The following is a 26340-nucleotide window of genomic DNA, read 5'->3' as shown; positions in this document are numbered from 1 at the left end:
GCCAGCCTTTTTTTGTTGCCGCCACCTGCCGGGCGCGAGAATATCGAGAGCGGCTCGACAATAATCCCTCCGGGAGGAATCTGCAGTGTCGTCTTCGTTATCGTCGGGTGCGGACTTTGAGCACATGTTCGAGCTGGCCCCTGTGTCCCTCTGGCTGGAGGACTACAGCGCACTCAAGCAGATTCTGGACGGCTGGCGCGCCACCGGAGTCACGGATATCCGTGCCCACCTCGCGCAAGACCCGGCACGGGTGCGGCAATGCAGTGCCGCGCTCCAGGTTCTGAAGGTGAACCGCCGCACGCTGGAGCTGTTCGCTGCCCCGAGCCAGCAGGTGCTCGAGGCGAATCTGGACAAGGTCTTCAGGGATGACATGCACGATGCGGTCTCCCATGAGCTGGCGGCGCTTTGGTCGGGGCAGCTGGAGTTTTCGAACCAGACCGTGAACTACGCGCTCGACGGCCGGCGGCTCGATGTGCAGATCCGCGCGCGCATCCTGCCAGGGTATGAGGACGACTGGAGCCGCGTCCTGCTCTCGCTGGAAGACATCACGGCCCAGATGCGGGGCGCGCGCCAGCTGCGGCGCAGCGAACAATATGCCCGGGATCTGTTCGAGCATTCGCCCGTCTCCCTGTGGGTGGAGGATTTCAGCGCCGTGAAGAACCTGCTCGATGGCGTGCGCGCGCAAGGCATCGACGACTTCAAGACCTTCATCACGGTGCATCCCGAGTTCGTCACGCGCTGCATGCAGGAGATCCGGGTGGTGGATGTCAACCAGCAGACCTTGCGCATGTTCGGAGCATCCAGCAAGGAGATGCTGCTCAACAACATCGGCCGGGTGTTCCGGGGGGAAATGCACGAGTCTTTCGCCGACCAGTTGCTGGATCTGTGGGAGGGCAAGACCTTTCAGCAGCGCGAAGTCGTCAACTACGCCCTGTCGGGCGACGCGGTGCACATCCACATGCAGTTCTCGGTGCTGGCGGACCATTTGGCGGACTGGGGGCTGGTGCTGCTCTCGCTGGTGGACATCACCGCGCGCAAGAAGGCCGAGGCTTACCTGGAGTACCTGGGCAAACATGACGTGCTGACCCAGCTTCGCAACCGGGCCTTCTATGCCGAGGAGCTCAACCGGGTCACGCGCAAGGGGCCCTGGCCCTTGTCCATCATTGCGATCGATCTGAACGGGCTCAAGGCCGTGAACGATGAGCAAGGCCATGCCGCGGGCGATTCGATGCTGCGAAGGGTGGGTGAAGTGCTGGCCAAGGCGGTGGATCCGCCGGCATGCGCCGCGCGCATTGGCGGCGACGAGTTCACCGTGTTGCTGCCGGGCATGGATGAGCGCAGTGCCTTTGCGTTGCAGGACCGCATCCTCTCGATGCTGGACCTGAACAACCAGTTCTATCCGGGGCAGCCGATCAGCCTGGCCATGGGGGTCGCGTCGTGTCGATCCGGCGATCAGGTGGAGGCGACGATCAACCGCGCCGACCAGGCCATGTATGCCGAAAAGAACCGCTACTACCAGGACAATGGCCTGGACAGGCGGCACGCCAGCTAGCCGCACCGCGCAAACGCCCGCCCCTGGCTGGATTCAGCCCGTGTGCACCGCGTAGCCGTACAGCCGCTCGGGAGGCACTCTGGCCAGCAGGCTGCGATCCGTGGCCGGGCCCGTGATGGCGTAGGCGGCCTGTGACGTGTCGCGCTGCAGGGTGCTGGTCACGCTCTTGCCTTGGGAGTCCGTCACGGCGGCCACAAGCGGGGTGCGTGCTTCGGCCCCCCGCCGCATCACGACCCCCATTTCTCCGGACGCGAGTTTCACGAAGTCGCCAGGTGGATAGATGCCCAGCACCTTGATGGTCGCCGTGGAGAAGGGGCCCCCCTTGTCATCCCTGAACATCAGCCGGGCGGCGTCCTGGATGGAGAGCGGCTGGCGCAGCTGCCGGGGGCTGATGCGTGCCATGAACAGGTCCGCCATGCGCAATACCTGCGCAGTGTCGCTCACCGATGAGATGCCGTGTGGATAGCCGCTGCCATCCGGCTGCTCGTGGTGTTGCATCACCGCGGCGATCCATTCGGCGTCGGTAACGCCGGCTTTCTCCAGCAGCGCGGCACTCAGGGCAGGGTGTGCGCGGATCTGGGTGCGTTGCCGGTCCAGGGCCGGATAGTCCTGCGCGGCCATCTGGCCCTGCAGCTCGGCGATGCTGGCGTTCATCGTCAGCGCCGCCAGTGCGATCTGCCGGATGCGCACGGCGGCCCAGCCGAGCTGCCGCGCCATCAATATGCCCAGCAGCGCTGTGTAGACCGCATGGCTGTATCCGTAGCGCAGATGCTTTGCATGGTCCTGCCGCACGGCCATGAACAGGCCGATGTCGGGGTCCGCGTCGGCAAGCTCCAGTATCTCGTCCGCCAGCGCTTGGATCGCATCCAGGCTGTCGGAGGTTTCACCCAGGTGCGGCAGCGCCGATTCCAGTGCGTCAATGGCCAGCGCCCAGCGGGTATAAATGCTTTCCGGTGGTTTTGCCGCAGGGGCCGCCAGCGCCTGCACCGCCTTGAATTCTTCGATATCGACAAACATGCCGCGCTCGAGCAGCGCTTCCAGCTGGCTGTCGTTGCGGATCACGTGCCCACGGGCGAGCAGCAGGGTGCAGTCCTGGTTGCGCACATTCCAAGGCAGCGGCACGCCCACCCGTACCTTGGATTCAACCAGTTTCAGCAGCTGCATGGTCGTCCTCCAGTGCCTGAGCCTCCTCGTCCGCTGCGCGAGCACACGGGTTCTGTCGAGAATGAAATTTCGCCCCATTGTTGCAGCATGCGTGGGGTTCCACAAACAGGCGGGTCAGCCTGGCGTGGCGGTCCGTCCAATATCGGGCCAGCGATGGTGCAGGTAGATCCATGCGGCCATGCCCACGCACATCATCAACAGCGAGGCCAGTGCCAGCAAGACGGTGGAATGCATCACCAGCGGCACCACGACCCCTGCCACCAGGCCATTGGCGGTGGAGCCTACAAACGCCTGCATGGACGAGGCCATGCCGCGGCGCTCGGGGTGAAGGTCCAGCACCAGCAAGGTGACCACGGGCACCATCAGGGCCCAGCCAAACGCGAAGACCGCGATCGGCGCGAGTGCCCACGCCGCATGCACCGGGAACAGCAGATTGGCCCCCAGGTTGAGGATGGCCACGGTGAACATGATCACGAAGCCATGGCGTATCTGCCGCTTCGGCGCGATCTTGCCGGCCAGGCGGCCGCTGAGCCAGGCGCCGCCCATGATGCCGGAGATGGTGAGGACGAAGAACCAGAAGAACTGCGTGGGCGCCAGCGCCAGGTGCTCGCCCAGGAAGGCCGGCGCCGCCAGCACATACAGGAACATGCCGTTGAAGGGCACGCCGCTGGCCAGCGCCAGCAGCACGAAGCGTGGGCTGGACCCCAGCTGCCAGTAGCCGCGCATCAGGTGGGGCACGTTGAAGGGCTGGCGCAGCTCGGGCTGCAGGGTTTCGGGCAGCAGGCGGAAGTTGGCGATCCACAGGACCACGCCGACCAGCGTCAGGAACCAGAAGATGCTGTGCCAGCCCGTGTGCACGAACAGCCAGCCGCCCACGATGGGGGCGATGGCCGGGGCCACGCCAAAGTAGATCGTCACCTGGCTCATCACCTGCTGCGCGCGTGCCGGGGGGAACATGTCGCGGATGACCGCGCGCGACACCACGATGCCGGCGCCCGTCGATAGCCCTTGCAGCGCCCTGAATGCAATGAGCTGGCCGATGCTTTGCGACAGCGCGCAGCCCGCGGAGGCCAGCGTGAACATCGCGATGCCGCACAGCACCACGGGGCGCCGGCCAAAGCTGTCCGCCAGTGCGCCATGGAAGAGGTTCATGAACGCAAAACCGAAGAGATAGGCCGACAGGGTCTGCTGCATCTCCACGGGGGTGGCGCCCAGTGCCTGCGCAATGCCGGTGAACGCGGGGATGTAGGTGTCGATGGAGAAAGGCCCCAGCATGCCCAGCACGGCGAGGAGGACGGCCAGGGCCCATTGGGGAGCGCGCCAGAGCGTGTGGGCGTTAGGGTTCATGGATGAATTTCGAAGGGCGGTGGAAGGGGGCGTCGTGGGATGGAGGGCGGTGGGGCTGCCGCGGGATCGTCAGGGCCTGGGCCGCCTGGGCAGGAGCTGGCCCCCGGGCGAAAACCGGTACCAGCCCTCCATCCACCCCAGCCCGAAGAGTGAGAGGGTCTGTTCATAGTAGGCCGTGGTGCGCACGGGGCTTGCTGCCAGGCGGTTGCGTTGCGCTTGCAGCGCGGCGCTGTCTCCTTGCGCCTGCAGGAAGGGCAGCATCGCGGCAGAGAAGCCCGACGGGCCTGCCCCGGATGCTTGTCCACTCCGTACATCGATGGATTCGGGGGGGTGCCCCTGTTCCCGCACGTAGCGGGCCATGGGGGCCAGTGCCGACAGCAGCGCCTTGCGGCCGCTGGCGGCCGGGTGCAGCATGCCGGCCCACAGGTAGACGCGGATCGCGTTGTAGGTGCCCTGGCCTTTTTCCTTGCCCTTTTCGTCGATGAGAAAGCCCTGCCGCGCGTCGTAGATGGCCCAGTCCGGGGCATAGCCTTGGGGGGATGCGCCCACGATGACCTTCTCGGAGCTTTGTACCAGCTGCTTCCAGGCGGTCTGCGGGTACAGCGCGCCGAGCCGTTGCATTGCCTGCAAAGGCAGGTAGCTGGGGTTGAGCTTCCATCGGTCGCCGGCTTCCACAAAGCCGCGTGGCGCGGGCAGCAGGCACAGGCCCAGGCCTGGCAGGTCGGCTGTTTCTTCGGCAATGATGCGTGCGGCCAGCCGGGCTCCCAGTGCGTGGTAGCGCGGCACTTGCCACAAGCGGGCCGCCTCACCCAAGGCATAGGCAATCCAGAGGTCCGCGTCCGATGCGGCGTTGCTGTCGAGGATGCCCCAGGTACCGTCAGGCCGGCGGCCCCATAGCCACGCGGGCAAGCGGGCGCCGAGGTCGCCGCCGCTCAGGTTGTTTTCAGTCCAGCGCAGGAGGACATCGAACCCCTTGCGGTCATTGGCCACCAGGGCAAAGAAAATCCCGTATGCCTGGCCTTCGGAGTAGGTACGCCCGCCTTCGCCATCGTCGGAGATCACACGGCCTTCGTCGCTGACGAATTGCCCCTTGAAGCGGTCCCATGCGGGCCACTGGCCGCCGCTGGCCAGGCCCGCGGAGGGACGTGCCTGTCCGTTGGCGCCCCGGAACGCCGTGGGTGCGAGGAAACCCAGCCCCGTGAGCAGGGCCGTCCGCCGTAAGAGCAATGCAGCAGTCATGTCGGGAGAGTTTTCGTTTCGCATACTGTGGTGGAGCGCCTTCTTCTTTCCGCCGTCCTGTCAATGCAGCGCATTGGAGGCACCCGGGGAAGCACGGGTTGCCACGGGCCTGGACAGCGTGGCGGGCGCAAGGGTTGCCTATACTAGCCAAGGAAATCCCGGGCGGGTTCTGGCGGCATTGTTTGCATGCAGGTGCCGTGCCCTTTGGGTGCAAGGCCTGAAGTGCTACAAAATGCAGAGTGCCCTGACCCCAGAAATATAGCCACAAGGCCTTTTCGTGGCCAATTCGCTCAAAGTCGTGGATCAAAATGGAACAACATCTATTGGGCCGGGTTGAAGACATCCCGGGAGTCCAGGTCAGGCGACTGCATCCCAGAAAAGACGAGCGCGGAACGCTGACGGAAGTCTTCCGCAACGAGTGGCACCCGGGCAGCCTGCCGTTGCAATGGAACCATGTCAAATCCCGGCCCAACGTCTTGCGAGGGGTTCATGTGCACGTGCGGCACACCGACCATTTGCTGGTGCTGACGGGCACCATGCTGCTGGGCCTGATCGACCTGCGCGAGGGCACCGACCATTTCCGGCAGAGCACGGTGATCGAGCTGACCGGTGCCGAGCCCACCATGGTCAGCATTCCTACGGGGGTCGCGCACGGCTTTTACTTTCCGGAAGCTGCGGACATGCTGTACAGCGTCACCCACTACTGGGATCCCGTGACGGATGAGCTTGGCTGCCGCTGGGATGACCCTGGCCTGGGGCTGGACTGGCCGGTCAGTGCCCCGGTACTGTCCCCAAGGGATCAGGCCGCAACGTCCCTCGACGGATTGCTGGAGGAGTTGCGCGGCAGCAAGGACAAATCATGGTGAGGATAGGACTTCTGGGGTGTGGCCGCTGGGGGCGATTGATTCTGCGTGATCTCAAGCAACTGGGGGCCTACGTGGCGGTGCTGGCGGTGGGAGAGGCCAGCCGGGCCCGTGCATGCGAAGGCAATGCCGACGTGGTGGCATCCTCCCTGGAAGATCTCCCTGAGGTCGACGGGTATGTGGTGGCCGTGCCCACCGCCCAGCACGCCGCCTTCCTTCGCCAACTGGTGCCCTCCGGCAAGCCGGTGTTCTGCGAAAAACCGTTCACGTCCAGCGCTGCGGAGGCAAAGGCCATCGCCCAGCTGGCGGGTGACCGGATCTTCATCATGGACAAGTGGCGCTATCACGGGGGCGTGCTCGCACTGGCCGCGCTGGCGCGGTCCGGAGAACTGGGCCCGGTGCTGGGACTGAAGACCACCCGCCTCGGATGGGGCAATCCCCATGCAGATGTGAGCGCGGACTGGATTCTGCTTCCACATGATCTCAGTATCGCCATCGAAATCCTGGGCGACTTGCCCGAGCCCGCCGCGGCCTGGGCGGAAACCAGCGCAGAGGGCCTGGTCGCGCTCTCGGGCGTGCTGGGTCTGAAGGATCGCAGTCAACCGTGGATGCAGTTTGAAATCGGCGTGCGCTCTCCTTCCCACCGGCGGACCATCGAACTGCGCTGTCGTGACGGCATTGCATCGCTCAGCGACGCCTACGACGCCCATGTCGCCGTGCAGCGCACTTCGAGTTGCCTCTCCGACGGACCCGTGCCCGGCACCGAGCTGCGTTCCGTGGACACCGCCATGCCCCTTTTGCGGGAACTGACGGCGTTCCTGGACTATCTTTGCCATCGTGGTCCACCCCCCAAGAGCAGCGCGGCGGAGGGCTTGATGGTGGTGGAGCGCATCGCGTCGCTGCGGGCGCTGGCAGGACTGCCCGAATGAGCGATCCGCTTTTCACGGTCGTGATTCCAACCCACGACCACGCGGACACGCTGTGGCATTCGGTTGCCAGTGTGCAGTGGCAGACCTGCCAGAGCTTTGAAGTGTTCATTGTGGGCGACGGTGCGCCTGAGCGCACCCGCTCGATTGCCCAGTCCTTGGCGGAGCGCGATCCCCGGATTCGCTACTTTGACAACCCCAAGGGGGCGCGGCACGGCGAAGCGCACAGGCACCGGGCCTTGCAGGAGGCGCGAGGCCGTTTTGTCGCCTACCAATCCGATGACGACCTGTGGCTTCCAGACCATCTTGACATCCTGGCGGCGGCACTTGAAGACCATGACCTGGTCCACACCATGCAGATCGACGTATCGCCGGCAGGCGAGACCGCGACATGGCCTTTTGATGCTTTCGAGGATGATCTCCAAATCGACCGCATGCGGAAATCGGCTGGTGGCTTTGGCTTGGCGTCGGGCGCGCACACGCTTCGGGCCTACCGCGCTCTGCCGTTGGGGTGGAGCCCGGCACCCCTTGGCATCCACACAGATATTCACTTTTGGTTGCAGGTGCTTGAACAAGTGGGGGGGCGATACTCGTCGGTGAAGTGGCCGACCGTCCTTCATTTCTCATCTGTCACGCGCAAAACGCTGTCCAATGCTGAAAGAGTGGCCGAATTGGAAGAATGGTGGAAACGCATGCAAACTGCCGAGCAACGGTTGATGTTGCTGAAAAAGGTGTTGTTTCCGGTAAATTTCTATTGCTACGCACAACCCAAGCTACGAGCAGAAATCGAATCACTCAGGGCCAGCCTGTCCTGGCGGATCACGGCACCTTTGCGCGCGCTTGCGCGGCGAATGAAGTAGTACCGACGGAAAGTTGTTGGTTTTCTAACATGGCATGGCCAGCCAGGAAGCTATTTAAATTCGACATTCCACCGTATCTCTCGCCCCACGCGCCGGCTCGACTGGATGCCGTTTCCGGTCAATCGACAAAGAGCTTGCAGCACTGCCGGGTAATAAATGCGATGGTGGATAGGCTACTGCAAGCCTCGGTCGCCGTGCTCATGGAATCTGTGGAACTTCAAGGGGCTTCGTATCAATGCCTTGCACGGTGTCGGATTGCAGCCCAAGTCCCAATCTGAGATGAGCGCTAGAGCGGTGCTGTTCGAGATGGTCCGGTGATTCGAGCGTGACAATGACGGCTTCTTGAGGCAAGCCTCGATCTCCGGTGAGAGGTCAGTAGCCCATGGCGGGCCCTCGCCCCCATCCAAAGTACGACCCCGGCGCACTCGAATTCAAGAGGGGCGCTGCATGTGCCGGACTATCGTTCCCCGGTGCCCGAAGTCGAGCCGCAAAGGCCATTATTTGCGCGCGCAAATCTTGGCGAGCCCGTGGAGATGCGAGAAACCCATCCACGGATGGCTCTTCGTTGGGCGCCACGGTTCCGTTCCGTTCGCCAGAGCCATCTCAGCCAAGAGCAAGCCGCGCGTAGCCGATGGACTGCACTCAGCCTTTTAAACCGTTGATAGGCATCAGGGTTTTGATTGATATATGCTGGGCGCCCCGGACATGTATGCAAACAGGTCTGGGATTGGCCGACAGTTGAGTGTATCGATATTCTTTTTCAATATAGGAGTTTTCAATGTGGTCTAAGAAAGCATTGGTCACGGCATTTGCTCTGTCCGGGGCTGTTGTGGGAGCATCCGCTGCTTCTGACAACGGGATCCTTTCCGCAACCGGGGGGACAGCGGGGTTCGATTTTTTCTATCCAAGTGGATTCACAAAGCCAATTCCAACTCCTGGAGCGGCACCTATAAAACTTCAAAGTCGCTTCACATGGGGATCGCCCACTAGCCCAATGAGCGATCATGCAATTGTGGCTTATGTGCAAGGCGCGAATCCCGCGTATATGAACTCTGCACCTATCGGTTTTAAGAGCCCCTTATGGACCTATGGAGCAGGAGCATTTGTCGCCGCGAACGGACTTAATCTGGAGTTGTGGTTTAATCCAACGACTGCCACGAACGGCAGCGCGTATGTGTGGAATGCTGCTAATTTGTGTGGGCAGGCGGTGAATACGGCGCCAATAAGTGTATGTGTTGGAAGTACTTATTCGGCTGGCGGTGCGTATGTTGAGCCACTCCCTGCTGATTGGAGTTTCGTGCCTGGTGATCATTATTGGGTGAAAATATCTCTTGCGCCAACCACCGGAGACTGGTTGAACCTTTATGCGGAGTTGATCCACGAAAGTTCAACCTCGGTTAAGGTCGTGCAGCGAGCCCAAATTGGGCTTCAAAAATCCGCTTTCCTGCCTTTGAGCTCTTCCGCCTCCGGGACTTTTGCGCGGGCGCCCGGATCAGGCGCCAACATCACATGGTTTGGTTATGACTATTTCTAGGTGGCCTTTATTCGTACGGCTATCTGATCCTATTCGCTCCTGAAATCCTTGGAAAGGCTCGCACTGCTCGGGCCTCTTTGTTCAGGTTGTTGGTGCAGCTGGTCGTCTTCTGTTAGTGGATGGCGTGTTGCGGCGGTCCATGCGAGACGTATGAGCGACCAGAGTTTTGCAACAGGCGTCAACATCGAATGCTGCATCCTGGGTAATGTGCTCAATCGCGCCATGCAGGGAGGCGAGAGGGGGCGCTGTTGCGGGTCAGGACATGTTGCGTCAGTTGAATTGCGACGGTGAGATTGACCTGGTCGTTGTGGATGGATGGGGTGGTTAGAAAAACGCCTTGGCGCTCATCGTAGATGGAGTGCTATTGAAGGTAAAAAGAAAGAGATTGTAAAAAATCCAGGATAGTGCATTTTTTTCACTACGATCACACTCGGTCTGTAGGGATTGCTATTTGATTGTCGAGAGGATTGAATATGAAGAGAATGTCTGGTGCATTTTTTGCGGTTAACTTTGCTATTGCTGCACTTTTGAGCTCAGGTAGTGCTTTTTCTTATGAACGCCAACAAGTTGGCAGTCCTGCTCAGTGCTCTATTGAGTTCAACGGGGATAGCATCTTGCATGGATTTGGGTATGATTCTGGAGGGACTCTATATACAACTCCTGCGACCTGGCTTAGAAATTATGGTTATACGGTGAATCCAAATAATGCTATAAATGGGCAGAGTACATTTCAGTTGGCTCGAAACGGCGGATTTTATGGTGTCCCGCATAGCTTAATCGTTGTAATTCAAACGGGCATAAATGATCTCAGAAAAGAGTATGAGGCTGGCCCTTTTGGTACGCCTACGGTGCAAGGGGTGAAACAGGATTATCGTCAAATGGTTGACTATGTCAGGTCGATCAATAGAATTCCGGTCATTTCTGGAATTACTGACTTGCAATATCCGCAAGTTCTTCAGTATTTCACTCAAAGTCAATATGACACGGTAGTGGCGATTCAGCAGGCGGTTCGTGAGGTTGCTGTTGAAAAGAATGTTCACTATGCAAGCTTTGACACGAATCCTCTTGGGTGGACAGACACAGTTCACCTTGATCAGGCAAGTAGTAATGGCATTGCTGAAAATCTTCGGTATGTGGCGGCCTATATTTGCATGTTGCCTTACTAAGAATGCCGTACATAGTGCGGACGGCGAAGGGGGCCGAGCACGGAGTGCGATAGCACTCTGGCCAGTGCGTTTGGCTAAAACGGTACTCGCGGCACGATGACATCGGGGGGGGGGGTGGGCTTATCTCGTTGGGAGAATTGGAGGTTGGATTTAACGCGGTGGGGCCTGTTGTCGTACTCGCTGCCACAGCGGCGCTGCATCCTTGAAGTACAGTGCGCGGAGCCGCGATGGCTGGGGTGGGCTCGAGTTGGCCTTGTATTGGGAGGTCCCCAAATACCCAATCGACTCAGGATGTCCAACCGGATGAACCTCCATAGGCACGCCCGACTTACCTTTGCCCGCCGAATCGAGATGCTCAAGCAGATGGCGCAGGGAGGCTGGGGTGCCGTGTGAGCGGCCACCATGTATGGCCTGACTGCACCAACAGCCAGGAAGTGGCTCGGTCACTACCGGGCCGGTGGCGAAGTCGCCTTGGCCGATGGGCGCAAAGCTCCTGGTGACTTGCTGCATTTCGACACCAAGGAGCTCGGGTGCATGGTGCGGCCCAGCCACCGCGTCACCGGCAATCGAAAAGACGCTATTGACGGTGCAGGCTGAGAGGCGCTGTTCGTGGCCATCGATGGTCACGCGAAGCTGGTGTTCACCGCCATTCACCCGCACGAAAAGCAGGTACATGCGGTACCGTTTCTGCGCAATGCGGTGACCTGCTACGTCCGATTGGGCATCACCGTGAAGCGCCTGCTGACGGACAGAGGGTTGGCGTTCTGCTCGCGTGACTTCCGAGCGGCATGCGTCGACCTGGGTATCAAGCACGGCTTCACGCGGCCCTGCCGGCCGCAGACCAATGGCAAAGCCATGGATCCGGGTCGACCGCCTCAAGCCACAAAGTGGATGATGGAATCCGTTGATCTACCCGGCTCCCGTGTTGGGAATGAATGAAAAAAGCCGCTACAACTTGATAGCTGTAGCGGCTTTTTTAGTTTGGTGGGTCCTGAGTGACTCGAACACTCGACCTACGGATTAAGAGTCCGCTGCTCTACCAACTGAGCTAAGAACCCAAACTTGTTAATCTGTCTGCATTGCTGCAGAGCCTCGAATTATGCACCAATTTTCTGCGAGTTAGCAAGCGCCGCAAAAAATTATTGCATCGCATTGCGGCTTGCGAGTTCCACAAAAAGGCCGCTGTGGTCCAGTTCACCCAGGCCATGCTCGACGCCTTCGGCATAGAGGGTCTCGAAGAGGGCCGTGATGGGGGCATCGAAGCCGATCTCGCCGGCGGTGGCCAGGGCGTTGCGCATGTCCTTGAGCTGCACCGCCATGCGGCCGCGCGGGGCAAAGTCGCGCTCCACCATGCGCTGGCCGTGCAGTTGCAGGATGCGGCTGTCGGCGAAGCCTCCCTGGATGGCCTCGCGCACCTTGGCCATGTCGGCCCCGCCCTTGGCGGCGAACAGCAGAGCCTCCGCCACCGCGCCAATGGTGATGCCCACGATCATCTGGTTGGCCAGCTTGGTGAGCTGGCCAGCGCCATGCGGTCCGACGTGGGTGGCGCGGCCGCAGGCGGCGAAGAGAGGCTGGGCCCGCGCAAAATCCTCGGGGCGACCGCCGACCAGGATGGCGAGCGTGCCGTTTTCCGCACCCACGGTTCCGCCGGACACCGGCGCATCCAGGTGGGACAGCCCCATTTCGCCCAGGCGAGCGGCATGGTCCCGGGCCTCGCGGGGCTGGATGGAGGCCATGTCGATGAACAGCGCGCCCTTGCGCATGCCCTTGGCCGCGCCGGCCTCGAACAGCACCTGGCCGACCACGGGGCCGTTTTCAAGCAGGCTGACCACCACGTCGGCGTTCTGGACGGCATCGGCGGCCAGGGAATGCACGGTGATGCCGGATGCAGCCAGGGGCTCCGCCTTGGCGCGGGTGCGGTTCCATGCGTGCACCTGATGTCCAGCGTCCTTCAGGCGCCGCGCGATGGGCAGGCCCATCATTCCGATGCCGAGGACTGCAATGCGAAGCGGTGTGGTGGTCATGGCGTCATTCACCCAGGAAGGTTGTCTCTCTGTGCATCATGTGCCTTTTTGGTGCGTCACCCTGTCACGGAGCTTGCAGCATGGTCGGATTGGAATGATGATGCCGCACCGCCACAGGAGACTTCATCCATGAGCCTGCCCCTGCACGACCCCGCCTGGCTCGAGCGCATGTACAACAACCGCGCGCTGGTGCCCGACCACATGGCCTATCTGCAGCGCTGGGCCGACGATTCCGCCCGGGTGCGGACGAGCCACCCGTGCGTGCTGGACGTGGCGTACGGTACCGGGACGGGAGAGGCGCTGGATATTTTCCCGTCCGCACGTGCCTCGGATGACGGTGTTCCCGTGCTGGTGTTCGTGCACGGCGGGTACTGGCGCTCGCTGGACAAGTCCGATCATTCGTTCATTGCCCCGTCCTTCACGCAGGCCGGTTTCTGTGTGGTGGTGGTGAACTACGCGCTGTGCCCCGGCACGCCGGAGGCGCCGGTCACCATTCCCCATATCGTGCGGCAGATGGAGAAGGCACTGGAATGGGTGTGGCGCCACATCGCCAGCCACGGCGGGGACCCCCGGCGCATCACGGTGGCCGGGCACTCGGCGGGAGGGCAGCTGGCCGCCATGCTGCTTACCGGCGTGTGGCCCCTGGTCGGCCAGGGGCTGCCCGATGGGCTGGTGCGCAATGCGCTGTCGATTTCCGGGATCCACGATCTGGAGCCCATCATGCACACCCCCATGTACCAGTCGGTGCTGAACCTGACGGAGCAGCAGGTCCTTCAGTGCAGCCCCGCGCGGCTCCTGGAGCCGCCGGCGGGCACGCTCTACTGCGTGGTGGGGGCCGATGAAAGTACGGAGTTCCTGCGGCAGAACCAGCTCATGCAGGACGCCTGGGGCAGCCATTTCGTCCCCCGCAGCCAGGCACTGCCGGGCCTGCACCATTTCAGCATCGTGGATTGCCTGGCCAGGCCGGGGCATGACCTGCACCACATGGCGCAAAACCTGCTGCGCGCCTGAAGTGGGGGCAATCCCCTGCGGCGCTGCCCGTGTTTCCCGCCCCTCGGGCTTCGCGCTGGGGTGGCGCCCGCTGGCCTGGGCTGCGCCATCCGCATGTGCCGTGGCGGCGCAAGGGGCCGGCGCTGCCGTGCCGGCCGCCCGTGCTACATCAGCAGGTGCTCGCCTGCGTTGTCGCCGCCCAGGATCACGTAGTTCACCTTGCGGATGTCCATCAGCTTCTTGCCGCCCGCGTAGCTGATGGAGCTTTGCACGTCCTGCTCCATTTCGATCAGGGTGCCGGCCAGCTTTCCCTTGACGGGCTCCAGGATGCGCTTGCCTTCGACGTGCTTGTACTCGCCCTTGTTGAAGTCGCTCGCGGAACCGTAGTATTCCTTGTACAGCGCGCCGTCCACCTCGACGGTCTGGCCCGGCGATTCCTCATGCCCCGCAAACAGCGAGCCGATCATCACCATGCTGGCGCCAAAGCGGATGCTCTTGGCGATGTCTCCGTGGCTGCGGATGCCCCCGTCGGCGATGATGGGCTTGGTGGCCACGCGCGCGCACCACTTGAGCGCCGAGAGCTGCCAGCCGCCCGTGCCAAAACCCGTCTTGAGCTTGGTGATGCACACCTTGCCCGGGCCCACGCCGACCTTGGTGGCATCGGCCCCCCAGTTTTCCAGGTCGATCACCGCTTCGGGCGTGGCCACGTTGCCGGCGATCACGAAGGCCTTGGGCAGGTGCTGCTTGAGGTAGCCGATCATGTTCCGCACGCTGTCGGCATGGCCGTGCGCGATGTCGATGGTGATGTATTCGGGGGTGAGCCCCAGTGCCACCAGCTGGTCCACGGTGTCGTAGTCGGGCTGCTTCACGCCCAGCGAGATCGAGGCGTAGCAGCCCTGGGCGTGCATGTCCTTGACGAACTGGACATTGTCCAGATCGAAGCGGTGCATGACATAGAAGTAGCCGTTCTGTGCCATCCAGGTGCAGATCTTTTCATCCACCACCGTCTTCATGTTGGAGGGCACCACGGGCAGCCGGAACGAGCGTCCGCCCAGTTCCACGCTGGCGTCGCATTCCGAGCGGCTGTCCACCCGGCACTTGCGCGGCAGCAAGAGAACGTTGTCGTAGTCGAAGATTTCCATGAGATTCCAAGCTCCATAAAGGGACGCAGCCAAACAATTTCAGCGGCGGTGGGCGCTTGGCTTGGGACCGGCTTTGTGGGCGGGGCCGTTCAGGCCGCTCCGAACCCCGCGGTGCGCGGGCACAAAAAAACCGGACGCCAAGAAACTTGGGCCCGGTGATTGATTCTACCCGCCTGTCCGTTCCACCCTATAACGATGGTGGTATTACCGGTATCACCGGCAGGTGGATTGCGCCGCGGCGATGACCGTCCCCCGGGCATCCTGCACCCAGCCCACCATGCGCAGCCGCTCGGCCTGCGCCCCTTCGGGGATGCGCATGGACCGTGTTTCCATCCATTTCGATGGCCCCAATCCCGACACCGGCCGCTGGCCGGGCTTGCCCCATGCGCCGTGGAGCATGTTCCTGACGATATTCCGGGGCACGGCCGTGCCATCGGTTCCCGCTGGCACGGCCTCCACGAGCAGCAGGTAGAACTCCAGGGGGCCAGGCGCGGCGGTCCGGCCCGGGGTGAACGCGATCGCCGTGCCCAGGTAGTCGTTGAACGGCATGCCGTGGGCTACCCGCAGTCCGGCAGGCCGGGCTGCCTGTACCGCAGCGGTGTGCACGTCGGTGGCCCGGGGCGACTTGCGGCCCAGCGCCTCCAGCCGGACCAGGGCGTCGCGGGCGGCAGCGGCGGCCAGCGGTGCATCCTCGCCCGCCGCGCCGGGCACGATCCAGTCCAGCACCGCCGTGCCGGCGCCGGCGGTCGGCGCGGGGGGCGCGCGGTCCGTCCAGCAGGCCTCGCAGTCCGCGCTGAGGAAGCGCTCGAAGAGGGCGGTGGGCCGTGGGGTGCCGTCGCTGCTGCAGCTGGCCTGGGCCCAGGTGGCCGCGGGTGCATGGGCGAGTACAAGGGCCACGAGGCTGGCCAGGGTGCGGGCAGTGTTTTTCATAAAAGAATGGGAGGGCGGCGGGGCGCTTTCTACAATGGCTGGATGTTCCCACAAGACCCGTTCCCGGGGGGGCCAGATGTGCTGGCGCCCACCTCCCTTGATGCGCCCTCGGCTGCGTCGCCCCTCCTGGCCCATCTGAACCCCGAGCAGCTCGCCGCCGTCACCCTGCCGGCGGGGCATGCGCTCATCCTGGCGGGCGCTGGCTCGGGCAAGACGCGGGTGCTCACCACGCGCATCGCCTGGCTGCTGCAAAACGGCTACGCCACGCCCGGCGGCATCCTGGCCGTCACCTTCACCAACAAGGCCGCCAAGGAAATGGTGGCGCGCCTGTCGGCCATGCTGCCGGTGAACGTGCGCGGCATGTGGATCGGCACCTTCCACGGCCTGTGCAACCGGCTGCTGCGGGCGCACCACAAGGCGGCCGGCCTGCCGCAGTCGTTCCAGATCCTGGACACGCAGGACCAGCTTTCGGCCATCAAGCGCCTGTGCAAGCAGCACAACGTGGACGACGAGCGCTTTCCGCCCAAGCAGCTGTCGTACTTCATCGCCGGCTGCAAGGAAGAGGGCATGCGCCCCGGCGACGTGCCCACGCACGACAGCGATGCCCGCAAGAAGGTCGAGATCTACCAACTGTACGAAGAACAATGCCAGCGCGAAGGCGTGGTGGACTTTGGCGAGCTGATGCTGCGCAGCTACGAGCTGCTGCGCGACAACGACCCGATCCGCGAGCACTACCAGCGCCGCTTCGCGCACATCCTGGTGGACGAATTCCAGGACACCAACAAGCTGCAGTACGCCTGGCTCAAGCAGCTGGCGGGCAACGACACTGGCGGGCGCTTCGAGGCGCGCGGCAGCGTGATCGCCGTGGGCGACGACGACCAGAGCATCTACGCCTTTCGCGGGGCGCGGGTGGGCAACATGGCCGACTTCGTGCGCGAGTTCGATGTCCAGCAGCAGATCAAGCTCGAACAGAACTACCGCAGCTACAGCAACATCCTCGACTCGGCCAATACGCTCATCAGCCACAACAGCCGGCGCCTGGGCAAGAACCTGCGCACCACGCAGGGGCCCGGCGAGCCCGTGCGCGTGTACGAGGCCAGCACCGACCTGGCCGAGGCGCAGTGGATGGTCGACGAGATCAAGCAGCTGGTGCGCAGCGACGGCTTCGAGCGCAAGGAGATCGCCGTGCTCTACCGCAGCAATGCGCAAAGCCGGGTGATCGAATCGGCGCTGTTCAACGCCAGCGTGCCCTACCGCGTGTACGGCGGCCTGCGCTTCTTCGAGCGCGCCGAAATCAAGCACGCGCTGGCCTACCTGCGCCTCTTGGAGAACCCGCACGACGACACGAGCTTCCTGCGCGTGGTCAACTTTCCGCCGCGCGGCATCGGGGCGCGCAGCATCGAGGTGCTGCAGGACGCGGCGCGCGCCGCCGGCTGCTCGCTGCACGACGGCGTGAGCGCCGTGCCCGGCAAGGCGGGCGCCAACCTCGGCGCCTTCGTCGCCATGGTGGACGTGCTGCGCGAGCAGACGCAGGGCCTGAACCTGCGCGGCATCATCGAGCAGGTGCTCGAATCCTCGGGGCTGGTGGAGCACTACCGCACCGAGAAGGAAGGCGCCGACCGCATCGAGAACCTGGAAGAACTGGTCAACGCGGCCGAGAGCTTCGTCACGCAGGAGGGGTTTGGCCGCGATGCCGTGGCCCTGCCGCTGGACGAGCATGGCACGCCGCTCACGCAGAGCGCGGTCAGCCAGGGGCTGGATCCCGATGCCCCGGTCGTCGACGAACCGCTCCAGCCCGTGCCGGGCATCGTGGACGCGGACACGGGCGAAACCCTCTCGCCCCTGGCCGCCTTCCTCACGCACGCCGCGCTGGAAGCGGGCGACAACCAGGCCCAGGCCGGGCAGGACGCGGTACAGCTGATGACCGTGCACGCCAGCAAGGGCCTGGAGTTCGATGGCGTGTTCATCGGCGGCATGGAAGAGGGCCTGTTCCCGCACGAAAACTCCGCCAGCGAGCGCGACGGACTGGAGGAAGAGCGCCGCCTGATGTACGTGGCCATCACCCGCGCGAGGAAGCGCCTGTACCTGAGCCATTCGCAGACGCGCATGCTGCACGGCCAGACGCGCTACAACATCAAGAGCCGCTTTTTTGACGAACTGCCCGAGGGCGCGCTCAAGTGGATCACGCCCAAGCAGCAGGGGTTTGGCTCCTTTGCTCCTAATTCAGGAGCTTCTGGCGCTTATGGGTCAAGCGCTAGAGGCTCATTTGGCTTCAAGTCCGAGACCTTCGCCAGCCCGCCGGTGCCCGTGCAGAAGACCGCGCCCGCCCACGGCTTGCGGGTGGGCATCGCGGTGTTCCACACCAAGTTCGGCGAAGGCAAGGTGCTGGCCATCGAAGGCACGGGCGACGACGCGCGCGCGCAGGTCAATTTTCCGCGCCATGGCACCAAGTGGCTGGCGCTGTCGGTGGCCAAGCTCACGGTGGTGGACTGATTGAAATCATCGCCCGCCGCTCCGGCGCTGGTGGTGCTCGGCGGGCTGCCGGGCGTGGGCAAGAGCACGATCGCCCGCGCGCTGCTGGGGCAGTGGCCGGCGGTGTACCTGCGCATCGACACCATCGAGCAGGCGCTGCGGGATTGCGGCGCGCTGGGAGGCAGTGGCGTGGGGGCCGCGGGCTATGTGGTGGCGTATGCCCTGGCGCGCACCCATCTTTCGCAAGGACTGTCCGTTCTGGCGGACTGCGTGAACCCCTGGGCCGAGACGCGCGCGTCCTGGCACCGCGTGGCCCTGGACGCGCAGGCGCCGATGCTGGCCGTGGAGGTGGTCTGCGGCGATCCCGCCGAGCACCGCCGGCGGGTCGAGCAGCGGGTGAGCGACGTACCCGGTCTCGTGCCGCCCCTCTGGGATGCCGTGTGCCGGCACGACTACGCGCCCTGGGCGGCGGACAACAACCAGCTGGTGGTAGACACCGCGTACCGCAGCCCGGGCGAAGCGGCCAGGCACATCCTGGCCGCGCTGCGCGAACGCACGGCCGGCTAGGCGGGGAGGCAGCGCGCCGTGGTGTCCGGCAGCGCCAGCTTTTCAGCGTATAGCCCGCTGCGCTCGGGCGAGATCAGCGCCCCCAGGCCCTGCATCACCGTGACCTCGGCCCCGGCCTGCTGGTCCCGGTAGCACTTGCCCAGCAGTTCCAGTGTCGCCTCCAGCGCACCCGCCTGCTGTGCCGAGGTTTTCCGGAGGGTTTCGGCCTGCTGCCTGAGCCAGCCTTCATAGGCCTCCAGGCTGGCCTGCGGCAGCTTGGCGCGCTCGGCCTCGGGGATCATGCTGCCGTACAGCCCCAGGAGGCTTTGGGTCCCCGGCTGCCCCATCACCAGCACCGCGTCGTAGCGGGCCTCATACGAGCCCTGGCGGTAGATCACCTGGTGGATCTGATAGCGCAGCTTGCCCTTCTCGCCCCCGAGCGTGCGGATCAGGTCGCGCGCAGCGGCGCTGTGGCGGTCGCTGGCGAACTGCGTCTCCAGGGCCGCCGAAATCTGCGCATCGCTGGGATAGGTGATGGCCGCAGGCGAGCAGGCCGCCAGGGCGCCCACGGCCCCCATATACAAAAAGCCACGAAAGATAATTGATTTCATATTTGTGACAATAAAACAGGAGATTCCATTCATTTTCTTGAAAGTATGGATTTCTGAATGTTATTGCGGGTTTCATGATGATTTGAAGTGTAAAGACTTGTTTGTTTTTACGGTGGATTATGGAAGTGCGGCGGCATCGTTCAAATGTGGGAATGCACCCGCTGGCGGAGTAAGTGCTTGTCCTACATACCAAAACCCCGTGCGGCTCAGAGCGTGGATCCTGGGAGGTACGACCTGTGGATAACTCGGAAAATGCCAGCCCGGGCCGGGCCTACATTTCTTTACGGTGTGGACGGGTGCGCGCCTCAAGAATTCGTTCGCAGGCCGCAAGCGGCTGCTTCGTCAATTAATTTCAACCCTTCGAAGGATTATTGATATGCGCAAACTTGCCATTACCACCGTCGCAGCACTCGCATTTACCTGCAGCGCAGCTTTCGCCCAGAGCGGCAACGTCGCGATTCCCGGCCTGATCTCGGGCAAGGGCTCCGCCGGCTCCGAAGTGACCAACAGCCGCATCACCGTCACCAACAACAAGGCCACCAACGTCATCGCTGGCGGCGGCAAGGCCGGCATCAAGGTGGCCGAGATCTCGATGGAAGGCGTGGCCAACGTCAACAGCGTCAACATCACCGGCTCCAAGATCCGCAACTCGGACATCACCGTGAGTGGCAACGAAGCCACCGACATCAAGGCCATCGGCGGCACGGCCAACGTGAACAGCGTCAACATCAACTGACCGGCGTGCCGCGGGTCCGTCCGGCAGCCGCCGGCCGGACCGCAAGCCGTCCGACCATCCTGTCCATCCAGAAAAGGGGCTGTGAGTGCACACAACGCGCAAGACGCAACGCCATGAAGCCGCGGCGCTCTGGCTGCTCGGTCTTTCCGTGGCCCTGGCGCCGCTGCGCGGTCAGGCGCAGGAGTCCATGCTCGCCGGGGTGGGCTGGCACAAAAACAGTGCCGGCACGCAGGTGGACGCGGGCAGCCAGATCCAGGTGCTCGGCAACCGCTCCACGGGACCGGTGATCTCCACCGGCGGCAAGGGCTCCGCCCTGGCCAATGTCGGCATGCGCGTGGACCTGGCGGGCACCGCGCAGGCCAACGGCATCGGCCTGGCAGCGATGGATGTGCGCCAGTCCCAGGTGCAGGTGCTGGGCAACCAGGTGACGGGCTTCGTGCACGCCCTGGGCGGTGCCGCCACCGCCAACATGGTGCTGGCGGCCAGCGCCACGGGTACGAAGCAGCTCACGGCGAGCCGCCTGATCGTGCAGGGCAACCGCGCGGCCGACGTCGCGGCCTTCGGCGCCAAGTCCGAGGTGCTGCTGGGCACCGGTTCGCTGCAGATGCCCGGCCGCGCCACGGCCAACAGCGTGCTGCTGGATGCGACCGACGTGCGCAATTCCGAGGTGGCGCTGGTCGGCAACGAGGCCCGTGGCGTCACCTCCATCGGCGGATCGGCGCTCGCCAATGCGCTCTCCGCGGCCCGGTCCACCCTGGAGGACACCCGCATCCTGCACACCGGCAACCGCGCGCAGGACGTGCGCGCAGGCGGCGGCAGCGCCGGCGTGGGGCGCGGCACCATTGCCCAGGTGGATCTGACGGGGGTGGCTGCGGCCAACGCGGTCACCCTGGCGTCGAGTGAGCTCAAGGGCGCGCAACTGGTCCTGGCGGGCAATGAAGCGGCCCAGGTCATCGCGACGGGCGGCAGCGCCCTGGCCAACAGCATCAGCTTTTCCGACCACAAGCTCGCCGGTTCGGCGGGCTACCAGGCGGGCGTTTCGGGCAATACCGCACGCAACGTGCAGGCCTGGGGCGGTGAAGGATCCATTCTCGGCGGGGCGCTGGCCGACGTGCGGGTGTCCGCCTCGGCCCTGGCCAACACCATCTCCGTGACCCGGGGCGAACTGGCCGAGGGGCCCGTGCACCGCCTCAGCGGCAACCAGGCGCGCGATGTGGTCGCGACCGGGGGCGGGGCGGCGGCCAACAGCCTGTGGCTGGACAACGCGACCGTGCGGGCTGGCACCGTGCTGCTGGCGGGCAACGTGGCCGACCAGGTGCGCACGGCCGCAGGCTCGGGCACCATTGGCGGTGGCCTCGTCGGCGCCCTGGAGCGCAACGGCCGCGCACTGGCCAACACCGTGGTGGCGGACCACCAGTCCACGCTGGAGCGCGCCGCCGTCACGGTCAGCGGGAACCGCGGCCAGTCCATCACGGGCTCGGGCGGGTTGGCCGCGGCCAACACGCTGATGGTGAGCGAGGGCCGCGTGCAGGACACCGCCCTGACCCTGGCGGCCAACAGCGCCGACGGGGTGCGGTCCACCGGCTATGCGGCGCAGGCGGGCGGGGGGCTTCTGTTTTCGGCCAGCCAGCAGTCGGCCGCGCTGGCGAACACGCTGGCGGTCACGGGGTCGCAGCTTGATGCGCAGACGCTGACGCTGGCGGGCAACACCGCATCGCGGCTGACGGCACGCGGAGGCGCGCTGCTGGCCAACAGCATTGCATTGGAAAACGGCGCGGGCGCGCCCTCGCGCCTGTCGGCGGCGGGTGTGCTGAGCGGCAACACGGCCAGCGACATGAGCACCGCAGCGGATTCGGTCTCCGGCGCGGGGGGGCTGGCCGGGCGCGAGAGCCGCGCGCGGGCCGCCGCCAATGCCCTGGTGCTGCACGACGATGCGCTGGTGGATGCATCCTCGCTCTGGCTGATCGCCGGGAACTCCGCGCGCGGCGTGCACGCGCCCGGAGGCACCGCCCTGGTCAATGTGCTGGCGGCCTACCGTGGCGCGCGGGTGCAGGGCAGCCCGGTGGTCATCGCGGGCAACACGGGCGAGGACATCCGCGCCGCCGGCAGTGGCGCGCAGGCACTGGGCGTGGGCACCAAGTCCAATGGCGTGCTGGCGGCCAACGGGCTGTACATGGATGGCTCGGGCGCCACGGCGCTGGCCCGCAGCACCCTGCAGGTGGTGGGCAATACGGCCCGGCAGCTGAACGCGGACGGTGGCCGCATCAACGCCAATGCGCTGTCGGTCAACGCCCAGGGCCGCGTGGAGGCCAGCACGCTGACGCTCGCGGGCAACACGGCGGCCGACGTGCGCAGCGAAGGGCGCGAGGGCACGGTGGGCGGCTTTGCCGCGTTTGGCAGGGGCGTGGGGCAGGCCAATGCCAACGCCATCCAGGTGCTGGGGGACATGCGCGTGGCCAGCCTGCAGCTGATGGGCAACACGGCGGGGCGTGTGTTCGCCACCGAGGGCCTGGCGGCGGCCAACAGTTTTTCGCAGGGCTCCGGTGGCCGTGTGGACGGGGTCCAGGCGCTGGTGGCCGCCAACACGGCGGTGTCCACCCAGGCCGAGCAGGGCAGCACGGCGCTGGCCAACAGCGTGCAGGCCGACGGGACGCTGCAGGGCAGCGCGGTGCAGGTGGTGGCCAACCAGGGCAGCGCCCGCGCCGCCGGCCGGGACGGGCTGGCCAACAGCGTGCGCACGCAGGGCCGTGGGCGCGTGGCCGGCTCGTCGGTCACCGTGACCGCCAACCAGGGCTCGGGCGAGCAGGGGGTGGCCAACAGCGTGGACATCGCGGGCACGCTGCAGGGCGGCAGCATCACCATCCTGGGCAACCAGGGCTCGGCGCGGGATGGCGGGGCGATCAACAGCGTGGTGGGCGATGGCCGCATCTCGGGCAGCCAGATCACCATCATCGGCAACGCGGGGTCGGCCAGCGGCGGGCTGGCCAACAGCGTGCGCGGCGGGGGGAGCATCACGGCGTCGAGCATCACCATCCTGGGCAACCAGGCCAGTGCGCAGGGTGCCAGCAGCAAGGTCAACAGCGTCACGGGATCGGGCTCCATCAAGGGCAGCCAGATCCTGATCGCGGGCAACACGGGCCGGGCCAGCGGCGGCGGCCTTGTCAACGGTGTGAACAACAGCGGCAGCATGGCGGGCGCGCAGGTCGTGGTGACCGGCAACCAGGGCAATGCCACGGGCGGTGGCACTGTCAACAGCGTGGACAACCGGGGCCAGCTCTCGGGCCGGGTGCTGATCGCGGGCAACCGGGGCAGCGCCACGCTGGGCGGCACGGTCAACTCGCTGGTGAACCACGGCGTGATGGCGGGCACGGTCGTGATCGCCGGCAACCAGGGCCATGCGGCCGTGGGCGGCGTGTCCAACTCGGTGGTCAACCAGGGGGTGATCACCGGCGCGGTGACCATCGTCGGAAACATGTCGGCGGCCGCGGCGGGCATGACCTCTGGCAGCGTGCGCAATGTGGGCGGGGCCATCACCGGCGTGGTCGGCGTGGCGGGCAACACCCCGTTTGCCGCCAATCCCGGCTACACGTACGCCATCCCCTCCACGGGCGTGGTGAACCAGTCCGTCACGGTGCTGCCGGCCGTGAACCTGCTCAGCATGTAGGGCGGCGCTGCCTGGCGGGTGCGCAGCGGCGCGTTTTTGGTTTTCAGTGGATGAAGGAGTCGCAATGAAAAATCTGGACGAAAACTCCCATCGGCGCACGCTGCGCGCCCTGGGCCTTTGGTGCGGGGCAGGGGCGCTGGCGCTGATGGGCGCCGGCGCGCAGGCCCAGCTGGTGAACTACGGCGAACAGCTGGGCGCCTACAAGGACATGGCGCAAAGCGGTGTGCGGCTCAACGACGGGGTCTATCCGTCGGTGAGTGCCAAGGCCCGCGTGAACCGCGCCATCTCGCAGAACACGCTGGTGGACCAGAGCGCGCTGGTGCAGCCGGACGGCACGCTGAAGCTGCCCGACGGGCAAAAGAACATCGTGATCCGTTCCACGTATTCCGATGTGCAGCGCGCGCCCGACGGCACGCTGCGCATCGCCAGCCCCGTGATCCAGGGCAACGTGAACGGCAACGTGACGCTGTACGTGGAAGGCAAGGGCGTGGAAAACATCACCGTCCTCAACTCCGGCCGCTGACGGCCGCGGGCCTTCTGCCTTGCAGCCCCGGGAGAGCGGGGCTTTTGATACCACCACCACAACAAAGAACCATGACGAAAAGAACATTGCGATGGGGAGCGCTGGCGCTGGCAGTGGCTACGCTCGCTGGCTGTGCATCCACGGAAAACGCCCTCAAGGACGCCAATACGCTGCTGCAGGAGCGCGAGGCCGACAAGCTGCTGCCGGTCACCAACCTGAGCCCCTACGCGCTGGCGCTCGGCCGCTTCGGGCGCATGCTCGATGTCTACAAGGAAGGCGATCCCGTCATCTACATGCAGACGCGCAGCATCCTGGATGCCACCAACCTCTCCAGCCCGCTCGTGGGGGCGGAGATTCCCGGCGACATCACCGAGATGGTGCGCACGGCCGTCAACCGCATCGGTGCGCGCGTGGTCTATGTGCCCTACCACCCGGACTACCTGGTGTCGCAGGCCCAGCTGGGCGCCAAGTTTGGCGTGACCATGCCGGACTTCCTGATCACGGGGGCGCTCACGGAGTTCGACCGCGCCATCGCGGGCGCGGGGCGCGTGAATTCGGCGGGCATCGAGTTCGGCAAGGGCAACGGCAAGACCACGCTGGGAGGCGACATCAAGCGCACGGCCATTTATTCGGCACTGGCGCTGGACCTGAACCTCGTGAGTTTCTCCACGCAGCAGATGGTGCCCCAGGTGCAGGCCTCCAACGTGGTCAAGGTGCTCAACTTCAGCTCCGAGGACAACGCCAGCCTGGGCTTTTACGGCGATGCCTTCGGCTTCAAGCTGGAAGGCAAGTACCTGCAGGGGCGCCATTCGGCCATCCGCACGCTGGTGGACCTGAGTGTGCTGGAGCTGATCGGCAAGGCCACCAACACGCCGTACTGGCGCTGCATTCCCAACGGCACGCCGGACCCCGTGGTGGTGGAGAACATGCGCGCGGCCTACAACGGGCTGACGCCCGAGCTCAAGCTGGGGCTGATCCAGGTGACGCTGCGCAAGTACGGCGAGCCGCTGCAGGTGACGCAGAAATACGACGACGAGACCCGGCAGGCGCTGGAGAAGGTGTATGCGCAGCGGTACCCCTCCCTGGGCGCCGTGGACGTGATGACCTGGCAGGGTTTTGAGCCCCTGTTCTTTGGTGTGCCCATGGCCTGGGACACGGCGCAGACACCCGCGTTGGCCGGTGCGGCGCCGGCCCCCGGCGGCGCCCCGGCGGGCACGAAGGCTGGCACATGATGCGTGGCGCCCGCATGTTCTACCGCTGCGCGCCCTGGGTGGTGGGGGCTGCCCTGCATGCGCCCGCCTTCGCGCAGCTGCCGCCGGCCGCTCCGCCGGCGCCTGCACCCGCGCCCACGCCGGCACAGCAGGCGGCGGCCCCCGGGGCCACGGCGGGTGCGCGTTTCCTCGAAGCGTGCAACGAGGCGCTGGAGCGCGGCGTGGCCGAGCTGGGCTGCCAGGGGCCGATCTACCGCAACGAGCTCGAGCGCCTGAAGCGCGAAGCCCTGAACACGCAGAACCCGCAGCTGCTTTCGTTCGTGGGCGATGCGTACCAGAACCCCCGGTCCGGCCTGGGCGACATGGGCCAGGCCTACCGCTGGTACCTGCTGGCCGCCGTGCGCGGCGATCCGCGCGCGATGCAGCGCCTGACTGAGATGAACCGCAAGGGCCAGGGCGTTCCCAAGGACAACGTGCGGGCCCTGGGCTATGCACGCCTGCTGGAGCGCATGAGCCAGCCCGACACCGGCACCCACCGCAATGTGGTGTCGGTGATCAACGAACTGGGCGCGGAAATGGCCGTGGAAGAAGTGGCCCTGGCCGAGCGCTTCGCGTCGGAACTGGAGGCGCGCATCCAGCGGCAGGCTGCGGGGGAGGGCTCCGACAAAGGCGGTGACCCGCGGCCCGCGGCGGCGGGGGCCGTTCGGCCGGGTTCGGTCCTGCCGGGCATGTCGGCCGTGCCCCGCCCGGCCTCGGGTGCGCCGGCTCCGGCTGCGGTGCCTGGGGGCAGCTTGCCTGGAACGCCCGGAAAGGCACCGCCCTGATGCGAGGTTTTCCCAC

21 protein-coding genes, 1 tRNA gene and 1 pseudogene are annotated in these 26340 nt (G+C 65.1%); 15 read left to right on the top strand and 8 right to left on the bottom strand.

Translation table 11 applies throughout. The features are described from left to right. Nucleotides 1-124 precede the first annotated feature (124 nt). Nucleotides 125-1552 (top strand): diguanylate cyclase domain-containing protein, encoded by a 1428-nt coding sequence (locus KW843_RS13870; RefSeq protein WP_218295833.1) that lies wholly within the window; start codon nt 125-127, stop codon nt 1550-1552. Nucleotides 1553-1585: 33 nt separating this feature from the next. Here the strand turns inward: KW843_RS13870 and KW843_RS13865 are convergent, their stop codons facing one another. The 3 genes from KW843_RS13865 to bcsZ form a co-directional block, all read right to left on the bottom strand. Further along, nucleotides 1586-2716: an HD-GYP domain-containing protein gene (locus KW843_RS13865; protein WP_218295706.1), complete on the bottom strand. Its 1131-nt coding sequence runs from the start codon at nt 2714-2716 to the stop codon at nt 1586-1588. A 114-nt stretch (nt 2717-2830) separates the two neighbouring features. Further along, entirely contained in the window at nt 2831-4063 is a 1233-nt protein-coding gene (locus tag KW843_RS13860) for a multidrug effflux MFS transporter (protein WP_218295705.1), read from the bottom strand. A gap of 69 nt (nt 4064-4132) precedes the next feature. Beyond that, on the bottom strand, nt 4133-5302 hold the full coding sequence (gene bcsZ, locus KW843_RS13855) for a cellulose synthase complex periplasmic endoglucanase BcsZ (RefSeq protein WP_218295704.1): 1170 nt from the start codon (nt 5300-5302) through the stop codon (nt 4133-4135). A 308-nt stretch (nt 5303-5610) separates the two neighbouring features. Between bcsZ and KW843_RS13850 the strand changes: the two genes are divergently transcribed. From KW843_RS13850 to KW843_RS13825, 6 genes and pseudogenes are all read left to right on the top strand, one after another. Then, the gene (locus KW843_RS13850; RefSeq protein WP_218295703.1) at nt 5611-6168 is read left to right on the top strand and encodes a dTDP-4-dehydrorhamnose 3,5-epimerase family protein; all 558 of its coding nucleotides are present in this window, start codon (nt 5611-5613) and stop codon (nt 6166-6168) included. 35 nt (nt 6169-6203) lie between these two features. After that, nucleotides 6204-7094: a Gfo/Idh/MocA family protein gene (locus KW843_RS13845; protein WP_218295702.1), complete on the top strand. Its 891-nt coding sequence runs from the start codon at nt 6204-6206 to the stop codon at nt 7092-7094. Then, a complete protein-coding gene (locus KW843_RS13840) occupies nt 7091-7951 on the top strand; it encodes a glycosyltransferase family 2 protein (protein WP_218295701.1) in 861 nt (286 codons plus the stop codon). Before KW843_RS13845 ends, KW843_RS13840 begins: the two co-directional genes overlap by 4 nt. Before the next feature lie 994 nt (nt 7952-8945). Beyond that, complete coding sequence (locus tag KW843_RS13835; RefSeq protein WP_218295700.1) at nt 8946-9485, top strand: hypothetical protein; 540 nt, start codon at nt 8946-8948, stop codon at nt 9483-9485. Nucleotides 9486-9958: 473 nt separating this feature from the next. Further along, the gene (locus KW843_RS13830; RefSeq protein ID WP_218295699.1) at nt 9959-10651 is read left to right on the top strand and encodes an SGNH/GDSL hydrolase family protein; all 693 of its coding nucleotides are present in this window, start codon (nt 9959-9961) and stop codon (nt 10649-10651) included. Between the two features lie 303 nt (nt 10652-10954). Further along, nucleotides 10955-11506, top strand: a pseudogene (locus tag KW843_RS13825) (DDE-type integrase/transposase/recombinase); the annotation flags it as partial. A 127-nt stretch (nt 11507-11633) separates the two neighbouring features. Here KW843_RS13825 and KW843_RS13820 read toward each other — a convergent pair. After that, nucleotides 11634-11709: transfer RNA gene (locus KW843_RS13820), tRNA-Lys, on the bottom strand. Nucleotides 11710-11790: 81 nt separating this feature from the next. Continuing rightward, nucleotides 11791-12675 carry an NAD(P)-dependent oxidoreductase gene (locus tag KW843_RS13815; protein WP_218295698.1) on the bottom strand — a complete coding sequence of 295 codons (885 nt, stop codon included), beginning with the start codon at nt 12673-12675 and terminating at the stop codon, nt 11791-11793. 129 nt (nt 12676-12804) lie between these two features. Between KW843_RS13815 and KW843_RS13810 the strand changes: the two genes are divergently transcribed. After that, the gene (locus KW843_RS13810; RefSeq protein WP_218295697.1) at nt 12805-13686 is read left to right on the top strand and encodes an alpha/beta hydrolase; all 882 of its coding nucleotides are present in this window, start codon (nt 12805-12807) and stop codon (nt 13684-13686) included. Between the two features lie 143 nt (nt 13687-13829). Here the strand turns inward: KW843_RS13810 and KW843_RS13805 are convergent, their stop codons facing one another. Continuing rightward, nucleotides 13830-14807 carry a GMP reductase gene (locus KW843_RS13805; protein ID WP_218295696.1) on the bottom strand — a complete coding sequence of 326 codons (978 nt, stop codon included), beginning with the start codon at nt 14805-14807 and terminating at the stop codon, nt 13830-13832. A 213-nt stretch (nt 14808-15020) separates the two neighbouring features. Next, entirely contained in the window at nt 15021-15737 is a 717-nt protein-coding gene (locus tag KW843_RS13800) for a hypothetical protein (RefSeq protein WP_218295695.1), read from the bottom strand. 42 nt (nt 15738-15779) lie between these two features. Between KW843_RS13800 and KW843_RS13795 the strand changes: the two genes are divergently transcribed. Then, on the top strand, nt 15780-18230 hold the full coding sequence (locus tag KW843_RS13795; protein ID WP_218295694.1) for a UvrD-helicase domain-containing protein: 2451 nt from the start codon (nt 15780-15782) through the stop codon (nt 18228-18230). Further along, nucleotides 18231-18776 carry an AAA family ATPase gene (locus KW843_RS13790; RefSeq protein ID WP_218295693.1) on the top strand — a complete coding sequence of 182 codons (546 nt, stop codon included), beginning with the start codon at nt 18231-18233 and terminating at the stop codon, nt 18774-18776. Here the strand turns inward: KW843_RS13790 and KW843_RS13785 are convergent. After that, nucleotides 18773-19366 carry a hypothetical protein gene (locus KW843_RS13785; RefSeq protein ID WP_255594735.1) on the bottom strand — a complete coding sequence of 198 codons (594 nt, stop codon included), beginning with the start codon at nt 19364-19366 and terminating at the stop codon, nt 18773-18775. The genes KW843_RS13790 and KW843_RS13785 overlap by 4 nt on opposite strands. A 376-nt stretch (nt 19367-19742) precedes the next feature. Here KW843_RS13785 and KW843_RS13780 point away from each other — a divergent pair, with 376 nt between their 5' ends. The 5 genes from KW843_RS13780 to KW843_RS13760 all read left to right on the top strand — a co-directional run bounded on the left by KW843_RS13780 (nt 19743) and on the right by KW843_RS13760 (nt 26324). Further along, nucleotides 19743-20102, top strand: a complete 360-nt coding sequence (locus KW843_RS13780; RefSeq protein ID WP_218295692.1) for a hypothetical protein — start codon at nt 19743-19745, stop codon at nt 20100-20102. 85 nt (nt 20103-20187) lie between these two features. Continuing rightward, nucleotides 20188-23766: a beta strand repeat-containing protein gene (locus KW843_RS13775; RefSeq protein ID WP_370628497.1), complete on the top strand. Its 3579-nt coding sequence runs from the start codon at nt 20188-20190 to the stop codon at nt 23764-23766. A gap of 64 nt (nt 23767-23830) precedes the next feature. Further along, nucleotides 23831-24289, top strand: a complete 459-nt coding sequence (locus KW843_RS13770) for a hypothetical protein (protein WP_218295691.1) — start codon at nt 23831-23833, stop codon at nt 24287-24289. A 71-nt stretch (nt 24290-24360) separates the two neighbouring features. After that, the gene (locus tag KW843_RS13765; protein WP_255594734.1) at nt 24361-25521 is read left to right on the top strand and encodes a CsgG/HfaB family protein; all 1161 of its coding nucleotides are present in this window, start codon (nt 24361-24363) and stop codon (nt 25519-25521) included. After that, on the top strand, nt 25518-26324 hold the full coding sequence (locus KW843_RS13760) for a sel1 repeat family protein (protein WP_255594733.1): 807 nt from the start codon (nt 25518-25520) through the stop codon (nt 26322-26324). The genes KW843_RS13765 and KW843_RS13760 overlap by 4 nt, the downstream gene beginning before the upstream one ends. Nucleotides 26325-26340 lie beyond the last annotated feature (16 nt).

The organism is Acidovorax sp. sif1233 (genome assembly GCF_019218755.1).
Lineage (GTDB): Bacteria > Pseudomonadota > Gammaproteobacteria > Burkholderiales > Burkholderiaceae_C > Acidovorax.
This window is presented reverse-complemented; position numbering and strand designations above follow the sequence as displayed.

Bases quoted from the DNA above. Each gene is read 5' to 3' on its own strand.
- KW843_RS13760 (WP_255594733.1), top strand. From the start codon at position 25,518: ATGATGCGTGGCGCCCGCATGTTCTACCGCTGCGCGCCCTGGGTGGTG.
- KW843_RS13830 (WP_218295699.1), top strand. From the start codon at position 9,959: ATGAAGAGAATGTCTGGTGCATTTTTTGCGGTTAACTTTGCTATTGCT.
- KW843_RS13815 (WP_218295698.1), bottom strand. From the start codon at position 12,675: ATGACCACCACACCGCTTCGCATTGCAGTCCTCGGCATCGGAATGATG.
- KW843_RS13835 (WP_218295700.1), top strand. From the start codon at position 8,946: ATGAGCGATCATGCAATTGTGGCTTATGTGCAAGGCGCGAATCCCGCG.
- KW843_RS13780 (WP_218295692.1), top strand. From the start codon at position 19,743: ATGCGCAAACTTGCCATTACCACCGTCGCAGCACTCGCATTTACCTGC.
- KW843_RS13800 (WP_218295695.1), bottom strand. From the start codon at position 15,737: ATGAAAAACACTGCCCGCACCCTGGCCAGCCTCGTGGCCCTTGTACTC.
- KW843_RS13865 (WP_218295706.1), bottom strand. From the start codon at position 2,716: ATGCAGCTGCTGAAACTGGTTGAATCCAAGGTACGGGTGGGCGTGCCG.
- KW843_RS13785 (WP_255594735.1), bottom strand. From the start codon at position 19,366: ATGAAATCAATTATCTTTCGTGGCTTTTTGTATATGGGGGCCGTGGGC.
- KW843_RS13795 (WP_218295694.1), top strand. From the start codon at position 15,780: ATGTTCCCACAAGACCCGTTCCCGGGGGGGCCAGATGTGCTGGCGCCC.
- KW843_RS13770 (WP_218295691.1), top strand. From the start codon at position 23,831: ATGAAAAATCTGGACGAAAACTCCCATCGGCGCACGCTGCGCGCCCTG.
- KW843_RS13805 (WP_218295696.1), bottom strand. From the start codon at position 14,807: ATGGAAATCTTCGACTACGACAACGTTCTCTTGCTGCCGCGCAAGTGC.
- bcsZ (WP_218295704.1), bottom strand. From the start codon at position 5,302: ATGACTGCTGCATTGCTCTTACGGCGGACGGCCCTGCTCACGGGGCTG.
- KW843_RS13840 (WP_218295701.1), top strand. From the start codon at position 7,091: ATGAGCGATCCGCTTTTCACGGTCGTGATTCCAACCCACGACCACGCG.
- KW843_RS13810 (WP_218295697.1), top strand. From the start codon at position 12,805: ATGAGCCTGCCCCTGCACGACCCCGCCTGGCTCGAGCGCATGTACAAC.
- KW843_RS13765 (WP_255594734.1), top strand. From the start codon at position 24,361: ATGACGAAAAGAACATTGCGATGGGGAGCGCTGGCGCTGGCAGTGGCT.
- KW843_RS13850 (WP_218295703.1), top strand. From the start codon at position 5,611: ATGGAACAACATCTATTGGGCCGGGTTGAAGACATCCCGGGAGTCCAG.
- KW843_RS13870 (WP_218295833.1), top strand. From the start codon at position 125: ATGTTCGAGCTGGCCCCTGTGTCCCTCTGGCTGGAGGACTACAGCGCA.
- KW843_RS13860 (WP_218295705.1), bottom strand. From the start codon at position 4,063: ATGAACCCTAACGCCCACACGCTCTGGCGCGCTCCCCAATGGGCCCTG.